This is a genomic window from Agreia sp. (assembly GCF_964263775.1).
In the GTDB taxonomy this organism is placed as follows: domain Bacteria; phylum Actinomycetota; class Actinomycetes; order Actinomycetales; family Microbacteriaceae; genus Agreia.
This window is the reverse complement of record NZ_CAXVWM010000080.1, coordinates 1-21,466: the sequence shown is the minus strand read 5'-3', so window position 1 is coordinate 21,466 and position 21,466 is coordinate 1. Positions and strand designations below refer to the sequence as shown.

The following is a 21,466-nucleotide window of genomic DNA, read 5'->3' as shown; positions in this document are numbered from 1 at the left end:
CGACGGGGTCAGCCGTTTCTCTGGGATGAGACGAGGTACGGATCCGCCACCTCGTGCGCAGCACCGGCCTGCCGGGCCTCGACGAAGCGCATCAGGTCGAGGTCGAGGCCCTCGCGGCGCATCCTCAGGTCGATGTAGACGATCGCGACGGCCGACGACTGCACGACGGCGGCGATCGAGCCCAAGACGAGGCTGATGATCAGGGTGAGCCCGTAGGTCGCGACAGTGACGGCGATGAACGATGCGGAGTCGTCGGAGGCGCCCGTGGGGAACAGGAAACTCGTGGCGAGCCCGCCGATGAACGACACGGGAGTGGTGATGATCTGCGTCGCGGTGGAGAGGATCGCGCTGACGAGGGCCAGCACTCCGAACGTCTTCCAGAAGGAGCCGTTCGTGAGATACCACGAGCGGCGGATCGATGAGATCACGCCGCGTCGCTCGAGCACGATGATCGAAGGCACGAGCGCCGTCTTCGTTCCCAGCCAGATGGAGGCCGCAGCGAGCGTGAGGGCTCCGAGTACACCGACGACGATGGCGACTGCGATGGCCGCCCCGCCGATCAGGCCGATCAGCACGGCGACGCCGACGATCACCGCGAGGGCACCGACGATCAGGCCGAGCAAAATGGCGAACCAGGCGATCAGGGGCCACAGCCGCCGCCCCGCGGCCTTCCAGAGCACGCCCATGCGGTTCTTCTCGCCCAGCGTGCCGCGCGCGACCTCGACGACGAGCACGCCCTGCAGCAGAGCCGAGCCGAGAATCGAGAGCGCGATCGGAATCAGGCTCGCGAGGATCACGGTGGCCCAGGCCCCCGCGGTGACGGCGTCGCGGTCTTCGGGCAGAGCGCTGTCGATTCGGCCGAATGCCAGAATGCCGACCCCGCCGATGACGAAGACCGAGACGATCGACGTGGTGAGCTGCGTGATCAGCGCGCTGCCGAACGTGGCACCCGGATTGCGCCGAAGAACCTGGAACGGGGCGCCGAGCAGGGTGCCGAAGCCGAGCGGGCGCAAGGGCAGCAGGCCGGGTCGCGGCGGGGGCGCCCACGCGGCGGGGGCCGGCGGCGGCGCAGGCTGGTACCCGGATGGCGGGGCGCCGAATGAGGCCTGCGGGATGCCGCCGTACGGATGGTTCTGGCTGTCGTTCACCGGTGTTCCTTCATCGTCGTATCGGTGTTTTCCGGCATGTCGCGTGCACCCATGCTTTCACACCGCCGCTCGGCCCGCAGGATGCTGTGAGGCGAAACTGGCCCGCTCGGCTAATCTGTAGCGCATGGATGCTCGCATACTGGTCGTCGACGATGACACCGCCCTGGCAGAGATGATCGGCATCGTTCTGCGCGCCGAAGGATTCGAGCCGGCTTTCTGCGCAGACGGGGCAGAGGCACTGGGCATCTTTCGCGAGTCGAAGCCCGACCTGGTGCTCCTCGACCTGATGCTTCCCGGGCTCGACGGCATCGAGGTCTGCAGGCTCATTCGGGCCGAGTCGGGAACGCCGGTGATCATGCTCACGGCGAAGGCCGATACCACCGACGTGGTCAAGGGACTCGAGGCCGGCGCCGACGACTACGTCGTCAAGCCGTTCAATCCCAAAGAACTCGTGGCACGCATCCGCACCCGCCTGCGGCCGAGCGCCTCGGGGTCGCCCGAGCTGCTGCAGGTCGGCGACCTCGAATTGGATGTCGCCGGTCATGAGGTGCGTCGGGGCGAGGCGCGCATCGGGCTCACCCCGCTCGAATTCGATCTTCTGCACGCCCTCGCCGCCAAACCGCAGCAGGTCTTCACCCGCGAGATGCTGCTCGAGCAGGTGTGGGGATACCACTACAAGGCCGACACCCGACTGGTCAACGTGCACGTGCAACGCCTGCGCGCCAAGGTCGAAGAAGACCCCGACAACCCGCGCATCGTCATGACCGTTCGTGGCGTCGGCTACCGGGCGGGTCAGGTCACGTAGCCCGACGTGTCGACAGACAGCATCGCCGCCATCACCGGGCGGCGCACCAGCCGCATCGGGCCGACGATAGTGCGCGATTGGCGCACCTGGCCGCGGCAGGTCGTTCGCGGCTGGCGGCGGTCGCTGCAGTTCCGCACGATCGTGGTCACTGTGGCGCTGTCGGCCATCGCGCTAGCGGCGACCGGGGCGTTCGTGTCGACGAGCATCAGCAACGACCTCTTCAATTCGAGGCTCGACCAGGTTCTGAACGAGTCGAAGCGCGCGGCGACGGCGGCGCAGAAGATCTTCGACTCCTCCGATGTCACGGGGCAGGCCGCGAGCCTGTCGCTGCAGACCTCGGTGAAGACCGTCATCAACACCTCCACCTCCTCCCGGCTCGTCGCGCTGTATGTGACGCCGGGAACAGAGAACGGCCCGAACACGGCCATCTCGTTCTCCGCCCCGCAACTCGTCGACGTCATCACGCCCGAACTGCGCGAGCAGGTGTCGTCGGGCGACGACGACCAGTCGCAGTTCTGGCAGTCCGTCGAGCTGGTCGACGGCCAGTCCGACGCCGTTCCGGGCATCGTCGTGGGCTCGCCCCTGACCGTGCCCGGCTCGGGAGAGTTCGAGCTCTACCTCGGCTACGACCTGACAGAAGCCGATCGAACCCTCGTGTTCGTGCAGCAGATCCTCTGGTTGGCCGCGCTGGGTCTCAGCCTTCTGATCGGGGTCGTCGCCTGGGTCGTCGTGCGCCTCGTGGTCGAGCCCATCCGGGTGGCGGCCGAGACCAGCGAAAAGCTCGCGGCCGGCGAGCTCGAGGTGCGCATTCCCGAGAAGGGCGAAGACGTGATCACCACCCTCGCGAGGTCCTTCAACGGCATGGCCGACAGCATCCAGTCGCAGATCACCCAGCTGGCCGATCTGTCGCGCGTGCAACAGAGATTCGTATCGGATGTCTCGCACGAGTTGCGCACGCCGCTCACCACCATCCGACTCGCCGGCGACGTGCTGTTCGACCAGCGGCACTCCTTTCCACCCGCCACCTCGCGCACCGCCGAACTGCTGCACACGCAGACCGAACGCTTCGAGCTGCTGCTGGGCGATCTGCTCGAGATCAGTCGCTTCGACGCGGGATCGGCCGAACTCGAGACCGAGCCGGCCAGCCTCGTGCATCTGGTCGAAGACTCCATCGACGAGATGAGCCAGCTGGCGCACCAGGCGGGCAGCGAGATGCGACTCGTCGCACTGGGCGGATATTTCGAGGCCGACATCGACGCGCGGCGCATCCGACGGATCGTGCGCAACCTGCTCGGCAACGCGATCGAGCACGGCGAGGGGCGCCCCATCGTCGTGTCGATCGACAGCACGGCGACGGCCGTCGCGCTCGCGGTTCGCGACTACGGAATCGGCATGACCACCGAGGCGGCCGCCCGGGTGTTCGACCGCTTCTGGCGCGCCGATCCGTCGCGCAAACGAACCATAGGGGGCACGGGTCTCGGCCTCGCGATCTCGCTGGAGGACGCCGCCCTGCACGGTGGGGAACTCGAGCTGTGGAGCGAGCCCGGCGCCGGCTCGTGCTTTCGCCTGACGCTGCCGCGCGTCAAGGGAAAGCCGATCGGCGTCTCACCCCTTCCCCTGCCGCCGCTCGATGCCGACGGCGAGGCGCAGACGCAGAACGCGTTCGACGAACAGGCCTTTCACGGAGACAAGTCATGATGCGTGTGCGATTTCGGGCCGTCATCGGCGCGGTGGCGTCGCTGTCGGTGCTGCTTCTGGCCGGGTGCGTCGGCATTCCCAACTCCGGGCCCGTCGAGAAGGGCGACGCGATCTCGACCACCGAAGAGATCGACATCATCTTCCAACCCTCGGGCCCCGGAGCGGATGAGAGCCAGGAGGACATCCTCAGGGGATTCATCCGCGCCGCGTTGAATCCGCTCAACAACTTCGAGGTGGCGAGGTCGTTTCTCAGCAGCAGCTTCTCCGACGACTGGAAGCCGGACGCCGGTGTCACGATCGACCAGAGCGGCCGCAACACGCAGGTGATCTCCGAGACCTCGATCGATCTGAAGCTCAGCCCGGTCGCCATGGTCGACTCCAACGGCGAGTACAGCACCATTCCCGCCGCGGCTCCGGTGGCCCGCAGCTACACGTTCGTCAAAGAGAACGGGCAGTGGCGCATCAGTGCGGCACCCGACGGAATCGTGATGCTCTCGACCGAGTTCGCCGAGGTCTACAACTCGTATCCCCTCTACTTCTTCGACCCGAGCTACCGACGCCTGGTGCCCGATGTGCGCTGGTTCCCGCGCGTCGCATCCAATACCGGAACTCGCATCGCGCGGGCCCTGATCACCGGCCCGTCCGCCTGGCTGGCCGGCGCCGTCGTCACCGCGTTTCCCGAGGGAACGGGTGTCACGAGCGTTCCGGTCGACGCCGGTGTCGCATCCGTCGACCTGTCGGGCCCGGTTCTCGATTCGACCGAGGCGACGCTCGGTCGTATGCAGGTGCAGTTGCGCGCAAGCCTGCTCGCGCTCAGCGGGGTGTCGAACGTGCGGGTCACCGTCGACTCCACCGAGGTTCCGCTCGCCACCTCGGGTGATCCCACGCTCGTCACGTCGCCCCGGGTCGACAGCAGGGCGCTCGTGCTGCGCTCGGGCCAGTTCGGGTTCTTCACCGGCAGTTCGCTCACCCCCATCGAGGGCATCAGCGAAGACGTGGCGTCGCTGTCGGCAACGTCGATCGCGTTCTCGGATTCGGTACCCGGCCTGCAACTCGCGGCGGTCGGCACGGCTGCCGGTGTCTACGCGGTCGCGCCCGCATCCACACCCGGGCTGATCGACGAGAGGGCCGCCCTCATCGAGCCGAGCATCGACCCCGTGGGCTTCGTCTGGACCGTTCCCCGGGGTTCGCCCCTCGACATTCGAGTCGCGGCCGCCGGCCGCACCGCCTCGAGTTTCACCGCCACCTGGGATGGCGCGAGCGAGATCGTGTCGCTCGACGTGTCGCGCGACGGCGCGCGTGTGCTCGCCTTTCTCACGATGGATGGCGAGCCCCGCCTCGTGGTCGCCTCGGTGATCCGCGACAAAGACGGCACGCCCACGGGCCTCGGTGAGCCCGTCGATGTGGCCGAGGGTGCGGGCACGGCCGTGGATGCGACGTGGGTCGACTCCCTGTCGGTCGCGTCGGCCACACTCACGTCTTCGGGCGACAACGCCATCGTGCAGCAGCAGATCGGCGGCACGACCACCGAGCTGGCCGACGCGACCGAGGTCGTAGCGCTGGTGGGATCGAACGATGTCGTCGGCCTGCGGGTGCTCGCCTCCGACGGCACGATCCTGCAGCAGAGCGCCAACACCTGGCAGGTCAGAGCGGCAGACATCACGCTGCTGGCCACGCAGTACTGAGCGCTCTCCACAGCCGCTCTGCAGAGCGGGTTGTCCACGGTGTCACGACCACCGCCGATCGGGCGCCAGCAGACTGCCATCATCGAGCGATGGATGCCTCCGGCCCGATCTCGACGGCCCTGCTCGACGGTCTCGCCGTGCTCCTGCCCGTCGAGTGCGCGGGATGCGGCGCGCCTGATCGAGGCGTCTGCGCTGCGTGCCGCGCGGCGCTCGCTGTGCCGCAGCGGGTAGGCCGTCACATGCTCGGCGCGCCGACCTCTGTCGGTCGCGATGAGCGTGCGCTGCCCCTGTGGTTCGCCGTCGGCTACGCGGGTGTGCCGAAAGAGGTGCTGCATGCCGTGAAAGAAAGCGGTCGAATCGACGGCGCGAAACCGCTGGGTCGGCTTCTCGGAGCTGCGCTTGCGCAGGCGGTCACAGCGCTCGAACCGGCCATACCGACGGGGGCGAGGCTGGAGACTCTCGTCGTTCCCTCGTCTCGTCACGCCTTCCGGGTTCGCGGCTACAACCCGGTCGAATCGCTCCTCCGCTGGGCGGGGCCGCAACCCCGACGGGCCACCGGCCTGCGCTATCGCCGCGCACCCCGCGACCAGGCATCCCTCACGGCAGACGAGCGCTGGGCGAACCTGTCCGGGTCTGTCGAGGCCAGCTCTACGCGGCTCGCCGGGCGTCATCTGCTGCTCATCGACGATGTGGTGACGACGGGGGCGACCCTGCTCGAGTGCCGCCGCGCGGCCGAGGCCGGGGGAGCCGTGGTCTGGGGCGCGGCGGCTCTCGCGCATACGGCAAAAGTCAAGAGAACAAACAGTGAATTGCACGGTGACTTAGTCAGCCGGCAGGTCTACGGTGGGGGAAAAGGCGCGGAATCCAATCGCCCTCGACTCGGGCGCCGCGTCTTGGACTAGGAGAGATCGCCTTGGAAATCAACATCACCGGACGAAACCTAGGAATCACCGATCGATTTCGGGATTACGCAACGGAGAAGGCCGAGAAGATCGAGCATCTTGCCGACAAGGCGCTCGCGCTCGAGGTCAAACTCTGTCGGCACAACTCGGCCAACGCGTCTCCGGGAGACGACCGGGTCGAGCTCACGCTGATCGGTCCCGGCCCCATAGTGCGCGCCGAGAGTGCCGCAAGCGACAAGTACGCGGCCTTCGACCTCGCCCTGGCGAAACTCATGGAACGGGTGCGCCGAGCCAAAGACCGCAAGAAGGTGCATCGGGGAAAGCACCGCCCGGTCTCGCTGCGAGAGGCGTCGACGGGCGGATTCGCCGTCATCGACATCACGCCGGCCGATGCCGAGATTCTGACCAGCGTCGACAGCAGCGGAGCCGTCGCACCCCGGGCGGAAGAGCCTGAACGACCGGCATACTCCGAAGACGACGACTACACGGAGTACACCCCTGTAGTCATCCGCGAGAAGGTGTTCCCCGCGGCGCCCATGACGGTCGACGACGCGCTGTACTACATGGAGCTCGTGGGCCACGACTTCTACCTCTTCATCGATGCCGAGAGCCTGCGCCCCAGCGTGGTCTACCGGCGCAAGGGCTGGGAGTACGGGGTGATCGGTCTCGATGACCACGCGACCGAGACAGATGGCACGATCGAGGCGGCCGCCGCAGCCGGAGCATCCGCTCGCTGATCTCGCCTCACGCGACTCGCAGGGCGAAGGCCCGGCCCTGCACAGGGCCGGGCCTTCGCTCTCGTTCGGCGCAGGTTCAGGTGCAGTTCCGGTGACGCACAGGCAAGGCAGGCTAGAATTGCTGGGATTGTCGGCCAAGTGCGCCGCAATATCAGCAGTAGGAGACTCTCTGTGGCTTCAGTTCTTGAAAAGGTTCTTCGTGTCGGTGAAGGTCGCATTCTTCGCAGGCTCGAGAGCTACGCGAAGGCGATCAACGCCCTCGAAGACGGGTTCAAAGACCTCACTGACGAGGAATTGAAAGACGAGACGCCTGCACTCCGCAAGCGCTACGAAGACGGCGAGAGCCTCGATCATCTGCTTCCCGAGGCGTTCGCCGCCGTTCGGGAGGCGGCCCGCCGCACGCTCGGCCTCCGCCACTTCGACGTGCAACTCATGGGTGGCGCGGCTCTGCACCTCGGCAACATCGCCGAGATGAAGACCGGAGAGGGCAAGACCCTTGTGGCGACCCTGCCGGCCTATCTCAACGCGCTCACCAGCAAGGGTGTGCACATCGTCACGGTCAACGACTACCTCGCGAGCTACCAGTCAGAACTCATGGGTCGCGTCTTCCGCGCCCTGGGAATGACCACCGGCGTCATTCTGTCGGGACAGACCCCGGCCGATCGCCGTGTGCAATACGAGGCCGACATCACCTACGGCACGAACAATGAGTTCGGCTTCGACTACCTGCGCGACAACATGGCGTGGCAGGCGGGCGACATGGTTCAGCGCGGTCACAATTTCGCCGTGGTCGACGAGGTGGACTCGATCCTCATCGACGAGGCGCGTACCCCGCTCATCATCTCCGGCCCTGCCTCGGGCGAGGCCAACCGTTGGTTCACCGAGTTCGCCGGCATCTCGACCCGCCTCGTCATCGACGAAGACTACGAGGTCGACGAGAAGAAGCGCACCGTCGGAATTCTGGAGCCCGGCATCGAGAAGGTCGAAGACTACCTCGGCATCGACAACCTCTACGAGTCTGCCAACACGCCCCTGATCTCGTTCCTCAACAACGCCATCAAGGCACGCGCGCTCTTCAAGAAAGACAAAGACTACGTCGTGCTCAACGGCGAGGTGCTCATCGTCGACGAGCACACCGGCCGCATCCTCGCCGGTCGTCGCTACAACGAGGGAATCCACCAGGCGATCGAGGCCAAAGAAGGCGTCGCGGTCAAGGCCGAGAACCAGACACTCGCAACGGTCACACTGCAGAACTACTTCCGCCTCTACGACAAGCTGTCGGGCATGACCGGAACGGCCGAGACCGAGGCGGCCGAGTTCATGTCGACGTACAAGCTCGGTGTCGTGGCCATTCCTACGAACCGCAAGATGCAGCGCATCGACCAGTCCGACCTCGTCTACAAGAACGAGCAGGCCAAGTTCGATCAGGTCGTCGAAGACATAGCACTGCGCCACGAGCAGGGTCAGCCCGTGCTCGTGGGAACCACGAGTGTCGAGAAGAGCGAGTACCTCTCGCGACTGCTCGCCAAGAAGGGCATCCGGCACGAGGTGCTGAACGCCAAGAACCACGCTCGTGAGGCCGCGATCGTCGCTCAGGCGGGCCGCCTCGGTTCCGTCACCGTCGCCACCAACATGGCCGGTCGTGGAACAGACGTCATGCTCGGCGGCAACGCCGAATTCCTCGCTGTCGCCGAGATGAACTCGCGCGGTCTGAGCCCGGCCGACACTCCAGACGAGTACGAGGCCGAGTGGGACACCGTGTTCGCACAGGTCAAGTCCGACGTGCAAGAAGAGGCCGACAAGGTCGTCGAGGCCGGGGGCCTCTACCTTCTTGGAACCGAGCGCCACGAGTCGCGTCGCATCGACAACCAGCTGCGAGGTCGCTCCGGCCGACAGGGCGACCCGGGCGAGAGCCGTTTCTACCTGTCTCTCACCGACGATCTCATGCGTCTCTTCAACGCCGGAGCGGCCGAGAGCCTCATGGGTCGCAGCAATGTTCCCGACGACCTCGCGATCGAGTCGAAGGTCGTCTCGCGGGCCATCCGCAGCGCCCAGTCCCAGGTCGAGGGCCGCAACGCGGAGATTCGCAAGAACGTGCTGAAGTACGACGACGTGCTCAACCGTCAGCGCGAGGCGATCTACTCCGACCGCCGCCACATTCTCGAGGGCGAAGACCTCGAAGACCGGGCGCAGAAATTTTTGGTCGACGTCGTCGACGACGTGATCGAGACCCACGCGGGGTCGGGAACGGGCGACGACTGGGATTTCGATGCCCTGTGGACCGAGCTCAAGACGCTCTTTCCCGTATCGATCACGATCGACGAGGTCGTCTCCGAGGCCGGCGGCAGCAAGGGCCGCATCGACCGCACCTTCGTGCGGCGTGAGGTCCTCTCCGATGCGCAGCTCGCCTACAAGAACCGCGAAGAGACCCTGGGCGAGACGGCCATGCGCGAGCTCGAGCGACGGGTCGTCCTCTCTGTGATCGATCGGCGTTGGCGTGACCACCTCTACGAGATGGACTACCTGAAAGACGGCATCGGCCTGCGCGCCATGGCGCAGCGCGACCCGCTCGTCGAGTACCAGCGCGAAGGCTTCGCACTGTTCCAGTCGATGATGGGCCAGATCCGCGAAGAGACGGTGGGCTTCCTGTTCAATCTCGACGTGCAGGTCAACGCTCCGGCCGGCGAGGTCGACGCCCCCGTTGTGCAGGCCAAGGGGCTCGAAGATTCGACGGCCACCGAGAAGCTCAGCTACTCGGCTCCAAGCGACTCGGGCGGCGTCGAGGTGCGCAACCAGAAGGGCCAGATCGAACAGGCCGCGACAGCCCGGGCCGCCAAGGCCGAGGCGGAATCCGCCCCGGTCGCGTCGGCATTCTCCCGCGGAGCGTCCACACCCGCTGCCGGCGCCGCCTCCGGTCAGCAGGCCGCGAAGCGGCCCGCCTCGGGCCCGCAGGCCACGCATCCGGCGAATGCGCCGGCCGCCAACAACCGCGCTGACCGCCGCAAGCAGGGCAAGAAGAAGTAGAGCTTCTCGTCAGAGAACGTTGATCGCGCTCGCGCGCCAGCGCTTGTCGAGGCCCTCGAGGCGAATGGCGACGGCTCTGGTGCGCGCTTTGCCGTGCACGATGACGACGCCCTCGACCACCCCGTCGGCGGGCTCGCACGTGATGGTGTTGCCGATGCGAAATGAAGGCCGGCCGATGGGTGCCCCGCGCGCCTGGCGCGCGCGGGTCGACAGCACCACGCGCTTCAGCAGATGACGGTAGACGTCGTCGGCGACCCACCGCGACAGCTGGTCGAGGTCGCGGGCACCGGCCAGTACCTCGAGCACGCAGCGGGCGAGGTTCTCCATGAGTGGCACGGGATTCGGCAGCGACGATGTCGAGGCGGGCTGGGCTCCGAAGTATTCGGTGTTCTCGTGCTCGGCCGAAGCAGAGCCGGCTTCGTCGGGGGCGAGTGGGGGAACCGCGCGAAGCACTGAGGAGACCCGCACAACGGACTGCTCGGCGGTCGCGTGTGCGGTGAGGGGACTCTGCATGGCGTCTCTCGGCAATCCGTTCGGTGTACCTTTACCCCCGCTCGGGGGGATATTCGGATACTCAACCAGCTTGAACGCAATGGTGTCTACAAGCCTTTGTGCCCTGTGGATAGCTTTGACGCGGAAGAGCCGAGACCCGTTACCGTTCCTCCTATGCGATGGGACCACCTGTTCTCCGACCTCGAGAGCCAGCTCGAGTACGGCATCAACGCCGAGGAGAACGATCTTCATGACGAAGAGGAGCGACTCCGGCTCGGCCGACTGTCTCTGCGTGACCGTCTTCTTCAACTGGTGAACGTCTCGGAGAGAGGAGCGAACTATTCGATCGCCTTCGTTCTGACAGGAGGTGTGAGACTGTCGGTCACAGTGAAGACGATCGGCAAGGACTGGCTCGCCGGCGACATCGACCCGGTCGATGGAGGCACCTCGGCGCCCCGGCAGCGGCAGTGCATCGTTCCTCTCACCGCAGTGCAGGGGGTGTCGCTCACTCGACGGCAGATCCGTCATTCGCTCGAGCCCCGTTCGGCGCAGGAGGGCCCTGGCGCGATCACGGACCGGCTGGGTCTCGCGTTTCTCCTTCGGGACCTCTGCCGTCGTCGAACCGCGGTCAAGGTGACGCTGGCCACAGAAACGGTGTTCGGCACAATCGATCGGGTCGGCCGCGATCATTTCGACCTCGCCGTGCACGACGTCGCGGCATCTCGGCGCGAGGTCGACGTCGTGGGCTACCGACTCGTCGTGTTCGACAGCGTCGTGCTGGTGACGGTGGGATAGTTCACCGCCCGATGATGCGGCCGTCTGAAAGTTCAGGCAGGGGAGCTACGTCGGATTGGTTCCACAGGCTCAGGCGCCTGCTCTCTTCGTACTTCGCGTCGATGTAGGACTCGAGCACGTCTCGCTCGATGCGCCAATGCCCGCTCGCGCCCACCTTGATGGCCGGAAGCTCACCCGAACGGACGAGGGCGTAAACCTGCCGCGCCGACACGTTCAACACCTCGGCCGTATCGGCGAGCGTGAGAAAGCGACCGAGTCGATCAGGAGAATCGGGTTCGTTCATTCTTCAATTATGAAACCCGGGCGTCATACAGAGCGCGCCTGTGGATAACTTTCCCGCGGGTCGTCGAACCTTGGCACGATGTGCGTATGGACCGATCCGCTCCCACTGTTCGAACGCATCGTTCGTTTTTCGTCGATCCCCGTTTCCTCGTCGGGCTCGCGCTCGTGCTGGTCTCAGCAGTCGGCGTCACGTGGTTGGTGGCGACCGTCGACCAGACGGTCGAGGTCTACGTGGCCTCATCCACCCTCAGCACAGGGCAGCGAGTCACGGCCGACGACCTGTCGGTGGCCCACGTGCGCCTCGGTTCGGCAGACGACCGGTATCTCGAACCCGCCGACATCCCCTCCGAGGGGGCCGTCGTCGTTCGGCCGGTCGAGAAGGGCGAGCTCGTGCCGAGCAGTGCTGTGGGAGACGCTCGATCAGATGACGATGCGCAGGTGGTCGTGACCGTCTCCGGTCCGGTTCCATCGATCATCGATCAGTCTTCTCGGGTCACCCTGTGGGCGTCGGCAGCCTCCGACTCGGGCACGACGTTCGAAGCCCCTGTGGTTCTCGTGGCGCAGGCCGAGGTCATCTCGGTGATCGAACCGACCGGCCTGGTCGCATCCGGCACCGAGATGCACGTCGAACTTCGTGTGCCACGCGACTCGGTGGCATCCGTTCTCGAGGCCATGGCGAACGGGGCGTCCCTCGCGATCGTGCCCGACAACGAACCGCTGGTCGAGAAGTGACCGGGATGCTGTCGGTCATCACCTGCCTCGACGACACGGCGGCCGACAGGCTCGTTCAGGAGATTACGTGGGCAGACCACGACATCGTGGCGCGCGTCGACACCGCCCATGAGTTGATAGCCCACATGAAGGTGCGTGACCTCGACGGCGTCGTCGTGTCGGCCACCCGTCGACACCTCTCGCTCGAGGTGCTCGCCGAGGCTGACGACGCGGGCATTCGGCTGGTGGCCGTGGCCTCCGACGATGCCGACAGGCGTTACGCCCTGTCGCTCGGATTGTTCGAGGTCGTCGACGCCCGCGCACCGTGGAGCGAGATCGAGTTGCTGCTGCGCGGGGGAGTGGCCGTGCCCCGGGGCGCCGCCGCACAGCGCGGCGCCGGAAGCGTGATCGCCGTCTGGGGCCCTGCGGGGGCGCCCGGGCGCACGACCGTGGCCATCCAGCTCGCGGCCGAACTCGCGTTCCGGGGCAAGACCGTGGCCCTGGTCGATGCCGACACCTACGGGGGCGCTGTCGCCCCGAGTCTGGGCATGCTCGATGAGTCGCCGTCGTTCGCCGCCGCGTGCCGTTTGGCATCGCGCGACAGCCTGACGCTGGCCGAATTGGAGCGGATCGCTTCGCGCTACACGTCGCCGCGGGCAGAATTCTGGATCCTCAGCGGAATCGGACGGGCTTCTCGCTGGCCGGAACTCGGGGCGGATCGCGTTGCAACCGTACTCGGCGCCTGTCGCCAATGGGTCGACTACGTGATCGTCGACACCGGGTTCAATCTCGAGACAGATGAGGAGATCGCGAGCGACATGTTCGCGCCGCGGCGCAACGCCGCAACGCTGGCTGCCCTCCGACAAGCCGATCGGGTGGTCGCCGTCGGCGCGGCCGATCCGATCGGCCTCTCTCGTTTTCTGAGGGCCCACGTCGATCTGCTGGAGCAGGTCGAGACGGCCGAGATCTCTGTGGTGATCAATCGACTGCGCGCCAGCTCGGTCGGCAGCAATGCCCAGCACCAGGTGCAGCAGACCCTGAGGCGTTTCGGCGGGCTCGACGACGCGGTGTTCATTCCGCTCGACATGGCGGGGGTCGACGCGGCGGTGCTCGCGGGCAAGTCGATTTCCGACGCGGCTCCTCGTTCTCCCGTTCGAACCGCGATCGCACACCTCGTCGACGTGAGCATCCTTCCTCCGTCAGCGCAGGGCACGTCGCGAAAGGAGGCGCGTCGAGCCGCGAGGCTGGGGCATAAGGGCGGCCCGCTGCAGACGCTCCGCGCACGTCGCCTAGGCTAGGCAGGGTGTCGACGCTCAGTGATCTCGTACTTGCCCAGGGCCGCTCTTCAGAAGCCGATGTCGAGTGGCTGCACCTCCTGGTCAGCGACTGGCAGCTGCTCGCCGATCTCGCCTTCGCCGACATCGTGCTCTGGGTCCCCACGGCAGACGACTCGTTTGTCGCCGTCGCGCACGCGCGTCCGTCGAGCTCCGCAACCCTCTTCTACCGCGACTTCGTCGGACAGAAGATCAAGCCCGAGTGGAATACCCAGGTCACCGAAGCATTCCGCAATTCGGTCATCGTCGACACGGCGGCTCCCGATTGGTACGAGGAGACGCCCACCCGGGTGCGCGCCGTACCCGTGCTACGGCGGCTCGCCCCGAACGACCGCACAACCACCGACAACCCCATCGCCGTGATCACGCGGCACACGAACCTCAGCGAGACACGAACTCCCAGCCGTCAGGAGCTCACCTTCAACGAGTGCGCGAACGACCTGTTCGCCATGATCGGCACCGGCGATTTTCCCGACCTGGGCGCGCCGACCGGCCCGCGGCGCGGCGCACCCCGCGCATCCGACGGTCTCATCAGGCTCGATGCCGACGGCATCGTCACGTTCGCCAGCCCCAACGGCCTCTCGGCGTTCAACAGAATGGGATTCCCCGAGGAACTCGAAGGCCAGTCGCTCGCCGAGGTCACGACGACGCTCCTCGGCGGTCGACTCGAAGTCGACGAGTCGCTGCCCCTCGTGGTCACGGGCCGTGCTCCGTGGCGCACGGACATCGAGGCGAAGGGTGTGACGGTGTCGCTTCGGGCTATTCCCCTGCGCCTTCAGGGCACTCGTTTCGGTGCGATCGTGCTGTGCCGCGACGTGACGGAGTTGAGGCACACCGAACGTGAACTCATCACCAAAGACGCCACCATCCGCGAGATTCACCACCGGGTCAAGAACAACTTGCAGACCGTGGCATCGCTCCTGCGCATCCAGGCCCGGCGAACGCACTCCGACGACGCTAAAGACGCACTGACCCAGGCCATGCGCCGCGTTGCGGCGATCGCGGTCGTGCACGACACCCTGAGCGAGGGTTTGAACCAGCGCGTCGATTTCGACGAGGTGTTCGACCGAGTGCTGCTGCTCGTGGCCGAGGTGGCCTCGGCGCACAACACGACCGTTCACCCCAAGTCGAGCGGCAGCTTCGGAATTCTTCCGAGTGAGTACGCCACTCCGCTCGCGCTCGCGCTCACCGAGCTCGTCACGAATGCTGTGGAACACGGGCTTGCCGGGCAGGAGGGCCAGGTCGAGATCGTGGCCACGCGCTCCGAAGAGAACCTCACCGTCGAGGTGCGCGACAACGGCACCGGCCTACCGGAGGGCAAGGTGGGCTCCGGTCTCGGAACGCAGATCGTGCGTACTCTGATTCAGGGTGAGCTGGGTGGAACGATCGACTGGCACACGATGGTGGGTTCCGGCACGGTCGTCACGATCGAGATCCCGTTCCGCTGGTTGACCAAGCCCTAGCCGGAGTCGATGCACGGCGCGCTCACACGAACGAGCCGCGAATTCCCGTGCTGTCGCGGGTAAGGACGACTGGTCGGGGATCCGCGGCTCGCGAAAGCCGTGCTGCTTAGGAGGCGCGGCGGGCGCGTGCTGCGCGGCGCTTCAAGGCGCGGCGCTCGTCTTCGCTGAGGCCACCCCACACGCCCGAATCCTGACCGGTCTCGAGGGCGTACTGCAGGCAGATCTCGGTCACGGTGCAGCGCGCGCAGACCGTCTTGGCCTTGTCGATCTGGTCGACGGCCGGGCCCGTGTTGCCGACGGGGAAGAATAGCTCGGGGTCTGCGGTGAGGCAGGCTGCTTTGTCGCGCCAATCCATGGGGGTGCTCCTTTTAGTGCGGAAGCTCGGGCTGCCTACGGGTGTAGAAAAAAGGCGTGGCCTAAGATTCGGGTGAAGGTCAACGGCGCAGGGACTGCTGCAGAAAGAAATCTGCATTCACCCACGTCACTGTGAGCAACATTGACCTCAAGTATGGTCGCATACTGGTACTTGCAAATCAAGACTTTTCTAGGGGTAACGGCTGTGAGCGAACCGCTGAATTCGGGGCCAAATTCGGGTGAACCGGCAGCTCTTAACTCGTCGCGACGACCGATTCTGCTGCTCGTGCTGGCTGCCATACTCGCGGCGGAGGCGGCGCTTGCGACCGGCGTAACTATCTGGCTCGTCGTCGAGTTGGCCACGGAGGTACCCGACGACTTCGCATCCGCCGTGGTCATTCTGCTTCTCGCCGCCGGTCTCGCATGCGCGCTCTGGGCGATGACGATCGGCCTCCTGCGCCGGCAGACGTGGGTGCGCGGCGCAGCGCTGACCTGGCAGCTTCTGCAGATCGCGGTGGCGATCGGATGCTTCCAGGGCGTTTTCGCCGTGCCGTCGCTGGGGTGGGCGCTGCTGGTGCCGGCCGCGGTGGCCATCCTGCTGCTCATGAGCCCGTCCGTCGTCGCGGCCACGCGCCGGGTGTCTTAGCCCCGCGCGCGGTTCGCGGCCGGAATCAGGTTCGTAGAATCGACGTCATCTTCTTGCCCCGGCCGACCTCGTCGACGAGCTTGTCCATATAGCGGATCTTCTGCATAAGGGGATCGTCGATCTCTTCGACCCGGATGCCGCAGATGACGCCGGTGATGAGGGATGCGTTCGGGTTGTAGGCGGGCGCATCGGCGAAGAACTGCTCGAGGGTCACCCCGCCGGCTATGACCCTCTCGAGCTCGTCCTGGCTGTAGCCGGTGAGCCAACGGATCACCAGGTCGACATCGGATGCCTGCTGGCCCTTGCGCACGGCCTTGGCCACGTAATGCGGGTAGATGCGCGCAAAGCTCATGGCGAAGACGCGCTCTCGTTCCATGGGTCGACTCCTTCCGGGTCAGCCGTCGACGCCGAGTTTCTTGCGCAGCGAGGCCACGTGGCCGGTCGCCTTGACGTTGTAGAGGGCGAGGGTGATGAGGCCGTTCTCGTCGAGCACGAACGTCGAGCGCAGGACTCCCGTGACGATCTTGCCGTACAGCGACTTCTCACCCCAGGTGGCGTAGGCCTCGTGAACGGTTTTGTCGGGGTCTGAGAGCAGTGGAAAAGTGAGGTTCTGCTGGTCTCTGAAGGCGGCGAGCTTCGCGGGCTTGTCGCGAGAGACGCCGAGAACCTGGTAGCCGGCGCCGGCGAGCGAGTTGAGATTGTCGCGAAAATCGCACGCTTGCGTGGTGCAGCCGGGGGTGTCGGCCTCGGGGTAGAAGTAGACGATCGTCTTCTGCCCTCGAAAGTCGCTGAGCGACACCTCAGCACCGTCCTGGTCGAGGAGTGTGAACTCCGGGGCGGGCATTCCCGCGGACAAGCGAGTATCGGTGTCGGTCATGGTTCTCCTCGATGATGGCGCGTCGCACGACGCTCTCGTCTCATGGTAATGTTTTCCCTCGGCGCTGCAGTTTTGCGCCTAGGCACCTCTAGCTCAATTGGCAGAGCAACTGACTCTTAATCAGTGGGTTCCGGGTTCAAGTCCCGGGGGGTGCACCAGAAGGTCCGAGATTTGAAAGAATTTCCGGCTGTGCAATGATCTGTGCGCGCACTGCCGCTCTGTGATATTTTGTTCTTACGACGAGCCGGTTACCGGAGCGTTGTCTGCCTAAGACCCCGCGCCGCGGGGTTTTAGTGCTTAACGGGTTCGTGCTTGACCGGTCAATGCTTAACGGGTCAGGGGCTCCATACCCAGACGACCCCCCGTAACGGCTTGAGGATTTCCCAGAGTCTTTCGACCGCCTGTTTTGCTCGTACGTCTCGCTCGACGTGGGCATCCAGTCGTCGGTAGAGGTAGACGATGAGGTCGGCCGTCTGGAGTCCGGGTGATTCGGCGGATGACCCGAAGGTGATGGGCATCGAAATGTTGCTCAACCTACTGGACTTGTATCCGCCGGTTCCGATCGTTTGATACAGCTCTGCTCTAGCTGCATGAGCATCTTGGTCCTGCACCTCGTCCGCGATGACGACGACCTGCTTGCCGAGTCTGCCCGCGTACTCGTCGACATCTTCCAGAACGTGCTGAAGACAGATCCTGTGTGGTGGATAAGGGTAGCTGTAGCGAGCGTTGAGCCGGGTAACATCGACGCCACGGATGAACATGCGCCCGGGAAGATCGGCAATCAGCTTGAGAGCATTTCGATAGATCGCGAGAGCCGCCCGCGTCTTGCCTCTGAGTGGTTCCCACCCGCCACGCCCTGACATCATCTCGTAGGCGTGCATCTCGGTTCCCGGGGTAACTCCGAAACCCTCCGCGTATTGAGCCGAGGACTTGATCGCATTCGTGAGCTTCGCAAAGTCTGCTTCGTCGATCACAAAAGCGGCCACGTAGTACCGCTCGTCGGTGTAGGACTCGTCAATGAAGGCATAAAGCACCGAACCATCCTCGCCCGTCGCTAGCTCGGGTTCCTCGCGCCACACTCGAAGACGACACGTTTGTTGACTCTGAATAGCTCTACTAACGGCAGAGCAACTATCTCTTAATCAGTGGGTTCCGGGTTCAAGTCCCGGGGGGTGCACATCAGTCCCTCGAGATCGCGACTGTCGGCTGCATCCAGCTGACGAGAAGATTCATCGCCTGCCTCGAGACGGTTCCGGGTTCGGTCGTGTACACGAACAGGGTCTGGTCGGGATCCCCGGGCAGAGTCAGCGTCTCGTACTCGACTGTCAGGTCGCCGACGAGGGGATGACGGAGACGTTTGGACCCGAAAGTGCGCTGATATACACGGTGTTCGGTCCACCAGTGCCGGAAGTCACCGCTGCTGGCGGCGAGCTCACCCACGAGGTCTCGTAGGATTGCATCATCGGGTTCGTCCGCTGCGGCGAAGCGCAAATTCTCGACGGCCGCCCGCGCCTGCACGTCCCAGTCCCGGAAGAGCTCGCGGGCCGCGTCGTCGAGAAACAACCACCTGGCGTAGTTCCGTTTCCGCGGTGTGATGGCCTCGAAGTCCGAGAACAGCGCCCGGGCGAGTCCGTTGGAAGCAAGGATTTCCATCCTGCGACCGACGACGAGCGCTGGTTGTTCCTGCAATCCGTCGATGAGTTGATGCAGCCCAGGGCGAACCCGCTGCACAGCTGGAGTCGTGCGCGAGACGCGGCCGGGTGCCGCACCGATCAGATGCCCGAGATGGGCGCGCCCCACGGAATCGAGATCCAGGGCCCGTGCGATGGCGTCGATGACGCCCGGAGATGGTGTGATCCTCCGGCCCTGTTCGAGCCGGGTGTAGTAGTCAGTTGAGACTCCGGCAAGAAGGGCTACCTCTTCGCGGCGGAGACCTGTGACGCGTCTCACCCGCCCGTCTGATGGGAGGCCTGCCCGCAAGGGGTCTCCTTGGCTGCGGGCGCGCGTGAGAAAGTCAGCGAGCTCGCGGTTCCTTTCCGACATGATTCGAGTGTCGCATCCGCCACGGTGGGTTCGCCTTGGTCGCTTCGTCCTAGCCTTCCGCACCCCGGGAGAAGCCATCCCTGATGTGCGACGCGATCACGTCGCTTTCTGTCGAAGACTCGAATGGTGGCACCATCCGGTGCCCGTCGCATCTTCTTAGGAGCAACCTCTCATGAGCCTTCCCCAATCCACCGCGACCTGGTTTGTCACCGGCACCTCCCGCGGGCTGGGCCTCGAACTCGTCACGCAGCTGCTGGCCCGAGGCGACAACGTCGCAGCGACCACCCGGTCGATCGATCGTCTCGTCGAGTCTCTCGGCGCTGTCGACACGAGCCGCCTGCTGCCGCTGGCCCTCGATCTGACGGATGAGGCCGCTGTCGCCCACGCCGTCGGCGCAGCCAGGGCCCGATTCGGTGGCCTCGATGTCGTGGTGAACAACGCCGGCTACGGCTTTCTCGGCGCCATCGAAGAGACCTCCGATACGGAGGCGCGTGAGATGTTCGATGTGCAGATTTTCGGGGTGTGGAACGTCCTTCGCGCGATCCTGCCGGACCTCCGTGCCGCCAGAACCGGCAACATCATCAACGTGTCGTCGATTCTCGGCCTCACGACCTTCCCCGGCTGGGGTCTCTACTGCGCCGCGAAGTATGCGCTCGAAGGCCTGAGCGGGTCGCTGGCCCAGGAGCTCGCGGAATTCGGCGTCACAGTGAACCTGGTAGAGCCTGGATACATGCAGACGGACTTTCTCAGGCCTCAGTCCCTTGGCCTGCCGTCGAACACCGCCGACGGGTATGCGACGATCCGCGCCATGACCACGGCGCACCAGGCCATGCCGGGAACGCAGCTGGGCGACCCCAGGAGAGCGGCTGCAGCGATCATCTCGGTGGCCACTACGGATGGATCGCCGCTGCACCAACTCCTCGGATCGGACTCGCTCGCGATCGCCGGCGGCGCGCTGGAGAGTCTCGCGACCGAGTTCGAGCAGGGCCGCGCCCTGGCCGTCACCACCGACATCCGGCCCGCCTGATCTTCGGTGGGTCACAACCGCGCAGCAGCGTCAGCGATCGTCGGCGGAACAGCGGCCGCGTGCACGCCTCAGGGCAGGGCCTTCGTCAGGCTCTCGGTGATGGCGTCGCGCATCTGGGCGCTTCCGATCGACGCGGTGCCGTCGCCCGCCTGCGTTCCGTAGTCGCCGAAGGCGGCGTGGTTGGCACCCTCGATCTCGACGAACGTCGTACTCGGCGGGAGCTTGTCGCGGTTGGCCTGGATGGTGGCGGGGGTGCTCAGGCCGTCGTCGCTGCCCGAGAGCGACACGACCACGAGGTCGGCCTGAGAGAGGTCGTTCGCGCAGTAGGAACCGAAGAGCACGAGACCTGCGACGTCGGGGGAGTCGGCGTACGTGCACGCCTTCACGCCGCCGAGCGAGTGTCCGCCGACGAACCACGCCGTGACATCCGGGGCCAGGGCCGTGAAGTCGGCGAGCGGTCGGGTCTCGAAGAGCCCGAGGTTGAGGAACGGACGCACGATGACCACCGTAAAGCCGGCGTCGACCAGGCCGCTCAGCTTGTAGGCATAGGCGACGGGCTCGATCTTCGCGCCCGCGATGAACACGAGTCCCTGACCGGTGGCGTCGGATGCCGGGGTGAGGACGACCGCATCGCGACTGTAGTCGATCGAGATCGCCGGGTCGTCGGCCACTTCTGACAGAGGTCGCCGCTCGGCGGGAGAGGTGACGTTCGCGTAGACCAGAAAACCGCTCACGCTCAGAACGAGCGCGGCGACGACCACTGCTGCGGTTGTGCGCACAACGGCACGACGACGGGGGGACATGCCGTCTATTCTGTCGGGTCTCGCGCACAGAACGAGCGTGAGTTTCGAGTTCGTGCGAACCTTGCTGCATGGATCTCGAGGTGACTCCCGCCCTCACCATCCCGGCATCGGAGTTGAGCTGGCGATTCTCCCGATCGTCGGGTCCCGGGGGCCAGCACGTCAACACATCAGACAGCCGTGTGCAGCTGTCGTGGAGCGTGGCCGACTCGGCTGTGCTCAGCGACGAGCTGCGCGCGCGACTCGTGGGCAGCCTGGATCGGCGACTCGTGGCTGGACGGGTGACGATCACGGTGTCGGGGCAGCGCTCGCAATTGCGCAATCGCGAGACGGCTCTCGAACGCCTCGGCGAGCTCGTGCGCGAGGCGCTCGCGCCTCCCGGCGCTCTTCGCAGAGCCACAAAACCGACCCGTGGATCGGCCAGGCGCCACCTCGCGGGCAAGAAGCGGCGCTCCGAGACCAAGCAGCAGCGCCAGCGACCGACGGCCGACTGACGCTGGCGTCGGGCGTGCTGAATGAGCGGTGCGCGGCGTCGCGACGCTCAGCTCTCTTCGCTGGTGGGCGGCGAATGGCGGGCAATCGCATCGGCAGCCCTCACCAGGGCGAGGTGCGAGAACGCCTGCGGCGTGTTGCCCATCTGCCG

22 protein-coding genes and 2 tRNA genes are annotated in these 21,466 nt (G+C 65.7%); 15 read left to right on the top strand and 9 right to left on the bottom strand.

The annotated features are described in order from the left end of the window. Positions 1–8 precede the first annotated feature (8 nt). Positions 9–1,148, bottom strand: coding sequence for a hypothetical protein (locus ACE5CZ_RS06585; protein ID WP_374946535.1), 1,140 nt, complete (start codon positions 1,146–1,148; stop codon positions 9–11). 124 nt (positions 1,149–1,272) lie between these two features. On the opposite strand from ACE5CZ_RS06585, the gene mtrA reads away from it, so the two are divergent. From mtrA to secA, 6 genes are all read left to right on the top strand, one after another. Continuing rightward, complete coding sequence (mtrA, locus tag ACE5CZ_RS06580) at positions 1,273–1,953, top strand: MtrAB system response regulator MtrA (RefSeq protein ID WP_374946534.1); 681 nt, start codon at positions 1,273–1,275, stop codon at positions 1,951–1,953. A gap of 6 nt (positions 1,954–1,959) precedes the next feature. Then, positions 1,960–3,651 (top strand): MtrAB system histidine kinase MtrB, encoded by a 1,692-nt coding sequence (mtrB, locus tag ACE5CZ_RS06575; RefSeq protein WP_374946533.1) that lies wholly within the window; start codon positions 1,960–1,962, stop codon positions 3,649–3,651. After that, the gene (locus tag ACE5CZ_RS06570; RefSeq protein WP_374946532.1) at positions 3,648–5,336 is read left to right on the top strand and encodes an LpqB family beta-propeller domain-containing protein; all 1,689 of its coding nucleotides are present in this window, start codon (positions 3,648–3,650) and stop codon (positions 5,334–5,336) included. Before mtrB ends, ACE5CZ_RS06570 begins: the two co-directional genes overlap by 4 nt. Before the next feature lie 89 nt (positions 5,337–5,425). After that, on the top strand, positions 5,426–6,238 hold the full coding sequence (locus tag ACE5CZ_RS06565; protein ID WP_374946531.1) for a ComF family protein: 813 nt from the start codon (positions 5,426–5,428) through the stop codon (positions 6,236–6,238). Positions 6,239–6,249: 11 nt separating this feature from the next. Beyond that, complete coding sequence (gene hpf, locus ACE5CZ_RS06560; RefSeq protein ID WP_374946530.1) at positions 6,250–6,975, top strand: ribosome hibernation-promoting factor, HPF/YfiA family; 726 nt, start codon at positions 6,250–6,252, stop codon at positions 6,973–6,975. A gap of 171 nt (positions 6,976–7,146) precedes the next feature. Next, the gene (gene secA / locus ACE5CZ_RS06555; RefSeq protein WP_374946529.1) at positions 7,147–9,999 is read left to right on the top strand and encodes a preprotein translocase subunit SecA; all 2,853 of its coding nucleotides are present in this window, start codon (positions 7,147–7,149) and stop codon (positions 9,997–9,999) included. Between the two features lie 9 nt (positions 10,000–10,008). Here the strand turns inward: secA and ACE5CZ_RS06550 are convergent, their stop codons facing one another. After that, positions 10,009–10,512, bottom strand: coding sequence for an Rv3235 family protein (locus ACE5CZ_RS06550; RefSeq protein WP_374946528.1), 504 nt, complete (start codon positions 10,510–10,512; stop codon positions 10,009–10,011). Positions 10,513–10,665: 153 nt separating this feature from the next. On the opposite strand from ACE5CZ_RS06550, the gene ACE5CZ_RS06545 reads away from it, so the two are divergent. Beyond that, positions 10,666–11,286: a hypothetical protein gene (locus ACE5CZ_RS06545; RefSeq protein WP_374946527.1), complete on the top strand. Its 621-nt coding sequence runs from the start codon at positions 10,666–10,668 to the stop codon at positions 11,284–11,286. Position 11,287: 1 nt separating this feature from the next. Here the strand turns inward: ACE5CZ_RS06545 and ACE5CZ_RS06540 are convergent, their stop codons facing one another. Continuing rightward, the gene (locus ACE5CZ_RS06540; protein WP_374946526.1) at positions 11,288–11,569 is read right to left on the bottom strand and encodes a helix-turn-helix domain-containing protein; all 282 of its coding nucleotides are present in this window, start codon (positions 11,567–11,569) and stop codon (positions 11,288–11,290) included. Positions 11,570–11,655: 86 nt separating this feature from the next. Here ACE5CZ_RS06540 and ACE5CZ_RS06535 point away from each other — a divergent pair, with 86 nt between their 5' ends. From ACE5CZ_RS06535 to ACE5CZ_RS06525, 3 genes are read left to right on the top strand one after another with little or no spacing between them, the layout of a single operon-like run. Beyond that, entirely contained in the window at positions 11,656–12,300 is a 645-nt protein-coding gene (locus tag ACE5CZ_RS06535) for a hypothetical protein (RefSeq protein ID WP_374946525.1), read from the top strand. A gap of 5 nt (positions 12,301–12,305) precedes the next feature. Then, positions 12,306–13,577 (top strand): CpaE family protein, encoded by a 1,272-nt coding sequence (locus tag ACE5CZ_RS06530; RefSeq protein ID WP_374946524.1) that lies wholly within the window; start codon positions 12,306–12,308, stop codon positions 13,575–13,577. Between the two features lie 5 nt (positions 13,578–13,582). Continuing rightward, positions 13,583–15,076, top strand: coding sequence for a sensor histidine kinase (locus ACE5CZ_RS06525; RefSeq protein ID WP_374946523.1), 1,494 nt, complete (start codon positions 13,583–13,585; stop codon positions 15,074–15,076). Positions 15,077–15,182: 106 nt separating this feature from the next. Here ACE5CZ_RS06525 and ACE5CZ_RS06520 read toward each other — a convergent pair whose 3' ends face one another. Then, positions 15,183–15,431 (bottom strand): WhiB family transcriptional regulator, encoded by a 249-nt coding sequence (locus ACE5CZ_RS06520; protein WP_044442296.1) that lies wholly within the window; start codon positions 15,429–15,431, stop codon positions 15,183–15,185. A gap of 285 nt (positions 15,432–15,716) precedes the next feature. On the opposite strand from ACE5CZ_RS06520, the gene ACE5CZ_RS06515 reads away from it, so the two are divergent. After that, positions 15,717–16,076, top strand: a complete 360-nt coding sequence (locus tag ACE5CZ_RS06515) for a hypothetical protein (protein ID WP_374946522.1) — start codon at positions 15,717–15,719, stop codon at positions 16,074–16,076. Positions 16,077–16,101: 25 nt separating this feature from the next. Here ACE5CZ_RS06515 and ACE5CZ_RS06510 read toward each other — a convergent pair whose 3' ends face one another. Beyond that, positions 16,102–16,452: a DUF2200 domain-containing protein gene (locus tag ACE5CZ_RS06510; RefSeq protein ID WP_374946521.1), complete on the bottom strand. Its 351-nt coding sequence runs from the start codon at positions 16,450–16,452 to the stop codon at positions 16,102–16,104. Positions 16,453–16,470: 18 nt separating this feature from the next. Then, on the bottom strand, positions 16,471–16,953 hold the full coding sequence (bcp, locus tag ACE5CZ_RS06505; RefSeq protein WP_374946520.1) for a thioredoxin-dependent thiol peroxidase: 483 nt from the start codon (positions 16,951–16,953) through the stop codon (positions 16,471–16,473). An 82-nt stretch (positions 16,954–17,035) separates the two neighbouring features. Here bcp and ACE5CZ_RS06500 point away from each other — a divergent pair. Continuing rightward, positions 17,036–17,111 (top strand) — tRNA-Lys (locus ACE5CZ_RS06500). A gap of 177 nt (positions 17,112–17,288) precedes the next feature. Here ACE5CZ_RS06500 and ACE5CZ_RS06495 read toward each other — a convergent pair. Continuing rightward, positions 17,289–17,987, bottom strand: a complete 699-nt coding sequence (locus ACE5CZ_RS06495; protein ID WP_374946519.1) for a DUF3800 domain-containing protein — start codon at positions 17,985–17,987, stop codon at positions 17,289–17,291. Between the two features lie 75 nt (positions 17,988–18,062). On the opposite strand from ACE5CZ_RS06495, the gene ACE5CZ_RS06490 reads away from it, so the two are divergent. Further along, positions 18,063–18,127 (top strand) — tRNA-Lys (locus ACE5CZ_RS06490). Positions 18,128–18,132: 5 nt separating this feature from the next. Here ACE5CZ_RS06490 and ACE5CZ_RS06485 read toward each other — a convergent pair. Beyond that, complete coding sequence (locus tag ACE5CZ_RS06485; protein WP_374946518.1) at positions 18,133–18,996, bottom strand: helix-turn-helix transcriptional regulator; 864 nt, start codon at positions 18,994–18,996, stop codon at positions 18,133–18,135. Between the two features lie 172 nt (positions 18,997–19,168). Between ACE5CZ_RS06485 and ACE5CZ_RS06480 the strand changes: the two genes are divergently transcribed. Further along, entirely contained in the window at positions 19,169–20,023 is an 855-nt protein-coding gene (locus tag ACE5CZ_RS06480; RefSeq protein WP_374946517.1) for an SDR family NAD(P)-dependent oxidoreductase, read from the top strand. Positions 20,024–20,091: 68 nt separating this feature from the next. Here the strand turns inward: ACE5CZ_RS06480 and ACE5CZ_RS06475 are convergent, their stop codons facing one another. Then, positions 20,092–20,826, bottom strand: a complete 735-nt coding sequence (locus ACE5CZ_RS06475) for an alpha/beta hydrolase (protein WP_374946516.1) — start codon at positions 20,824–20,826, stop codon at positions 20,092–20,094. Positions 20,827–20,894: 68 nt separating this feature from the next. Between ACE5CZ_RS06475 and arfB the strand changes: the two genes are divergently transcribed. Next, entirely contained in the window at positions 20,895–21,317 is a 423-nt protein-coding gene (gene arfB, locus ACE5CZ_RS06470) for an alternative ribosome rescue aminoacyl-tRNA hydrolase ArfB (protein WP_374946515.1), read from the top strand. The last annotated feature ends 149 nt before the right edge of the window (positions 21,318–21,466 follow it).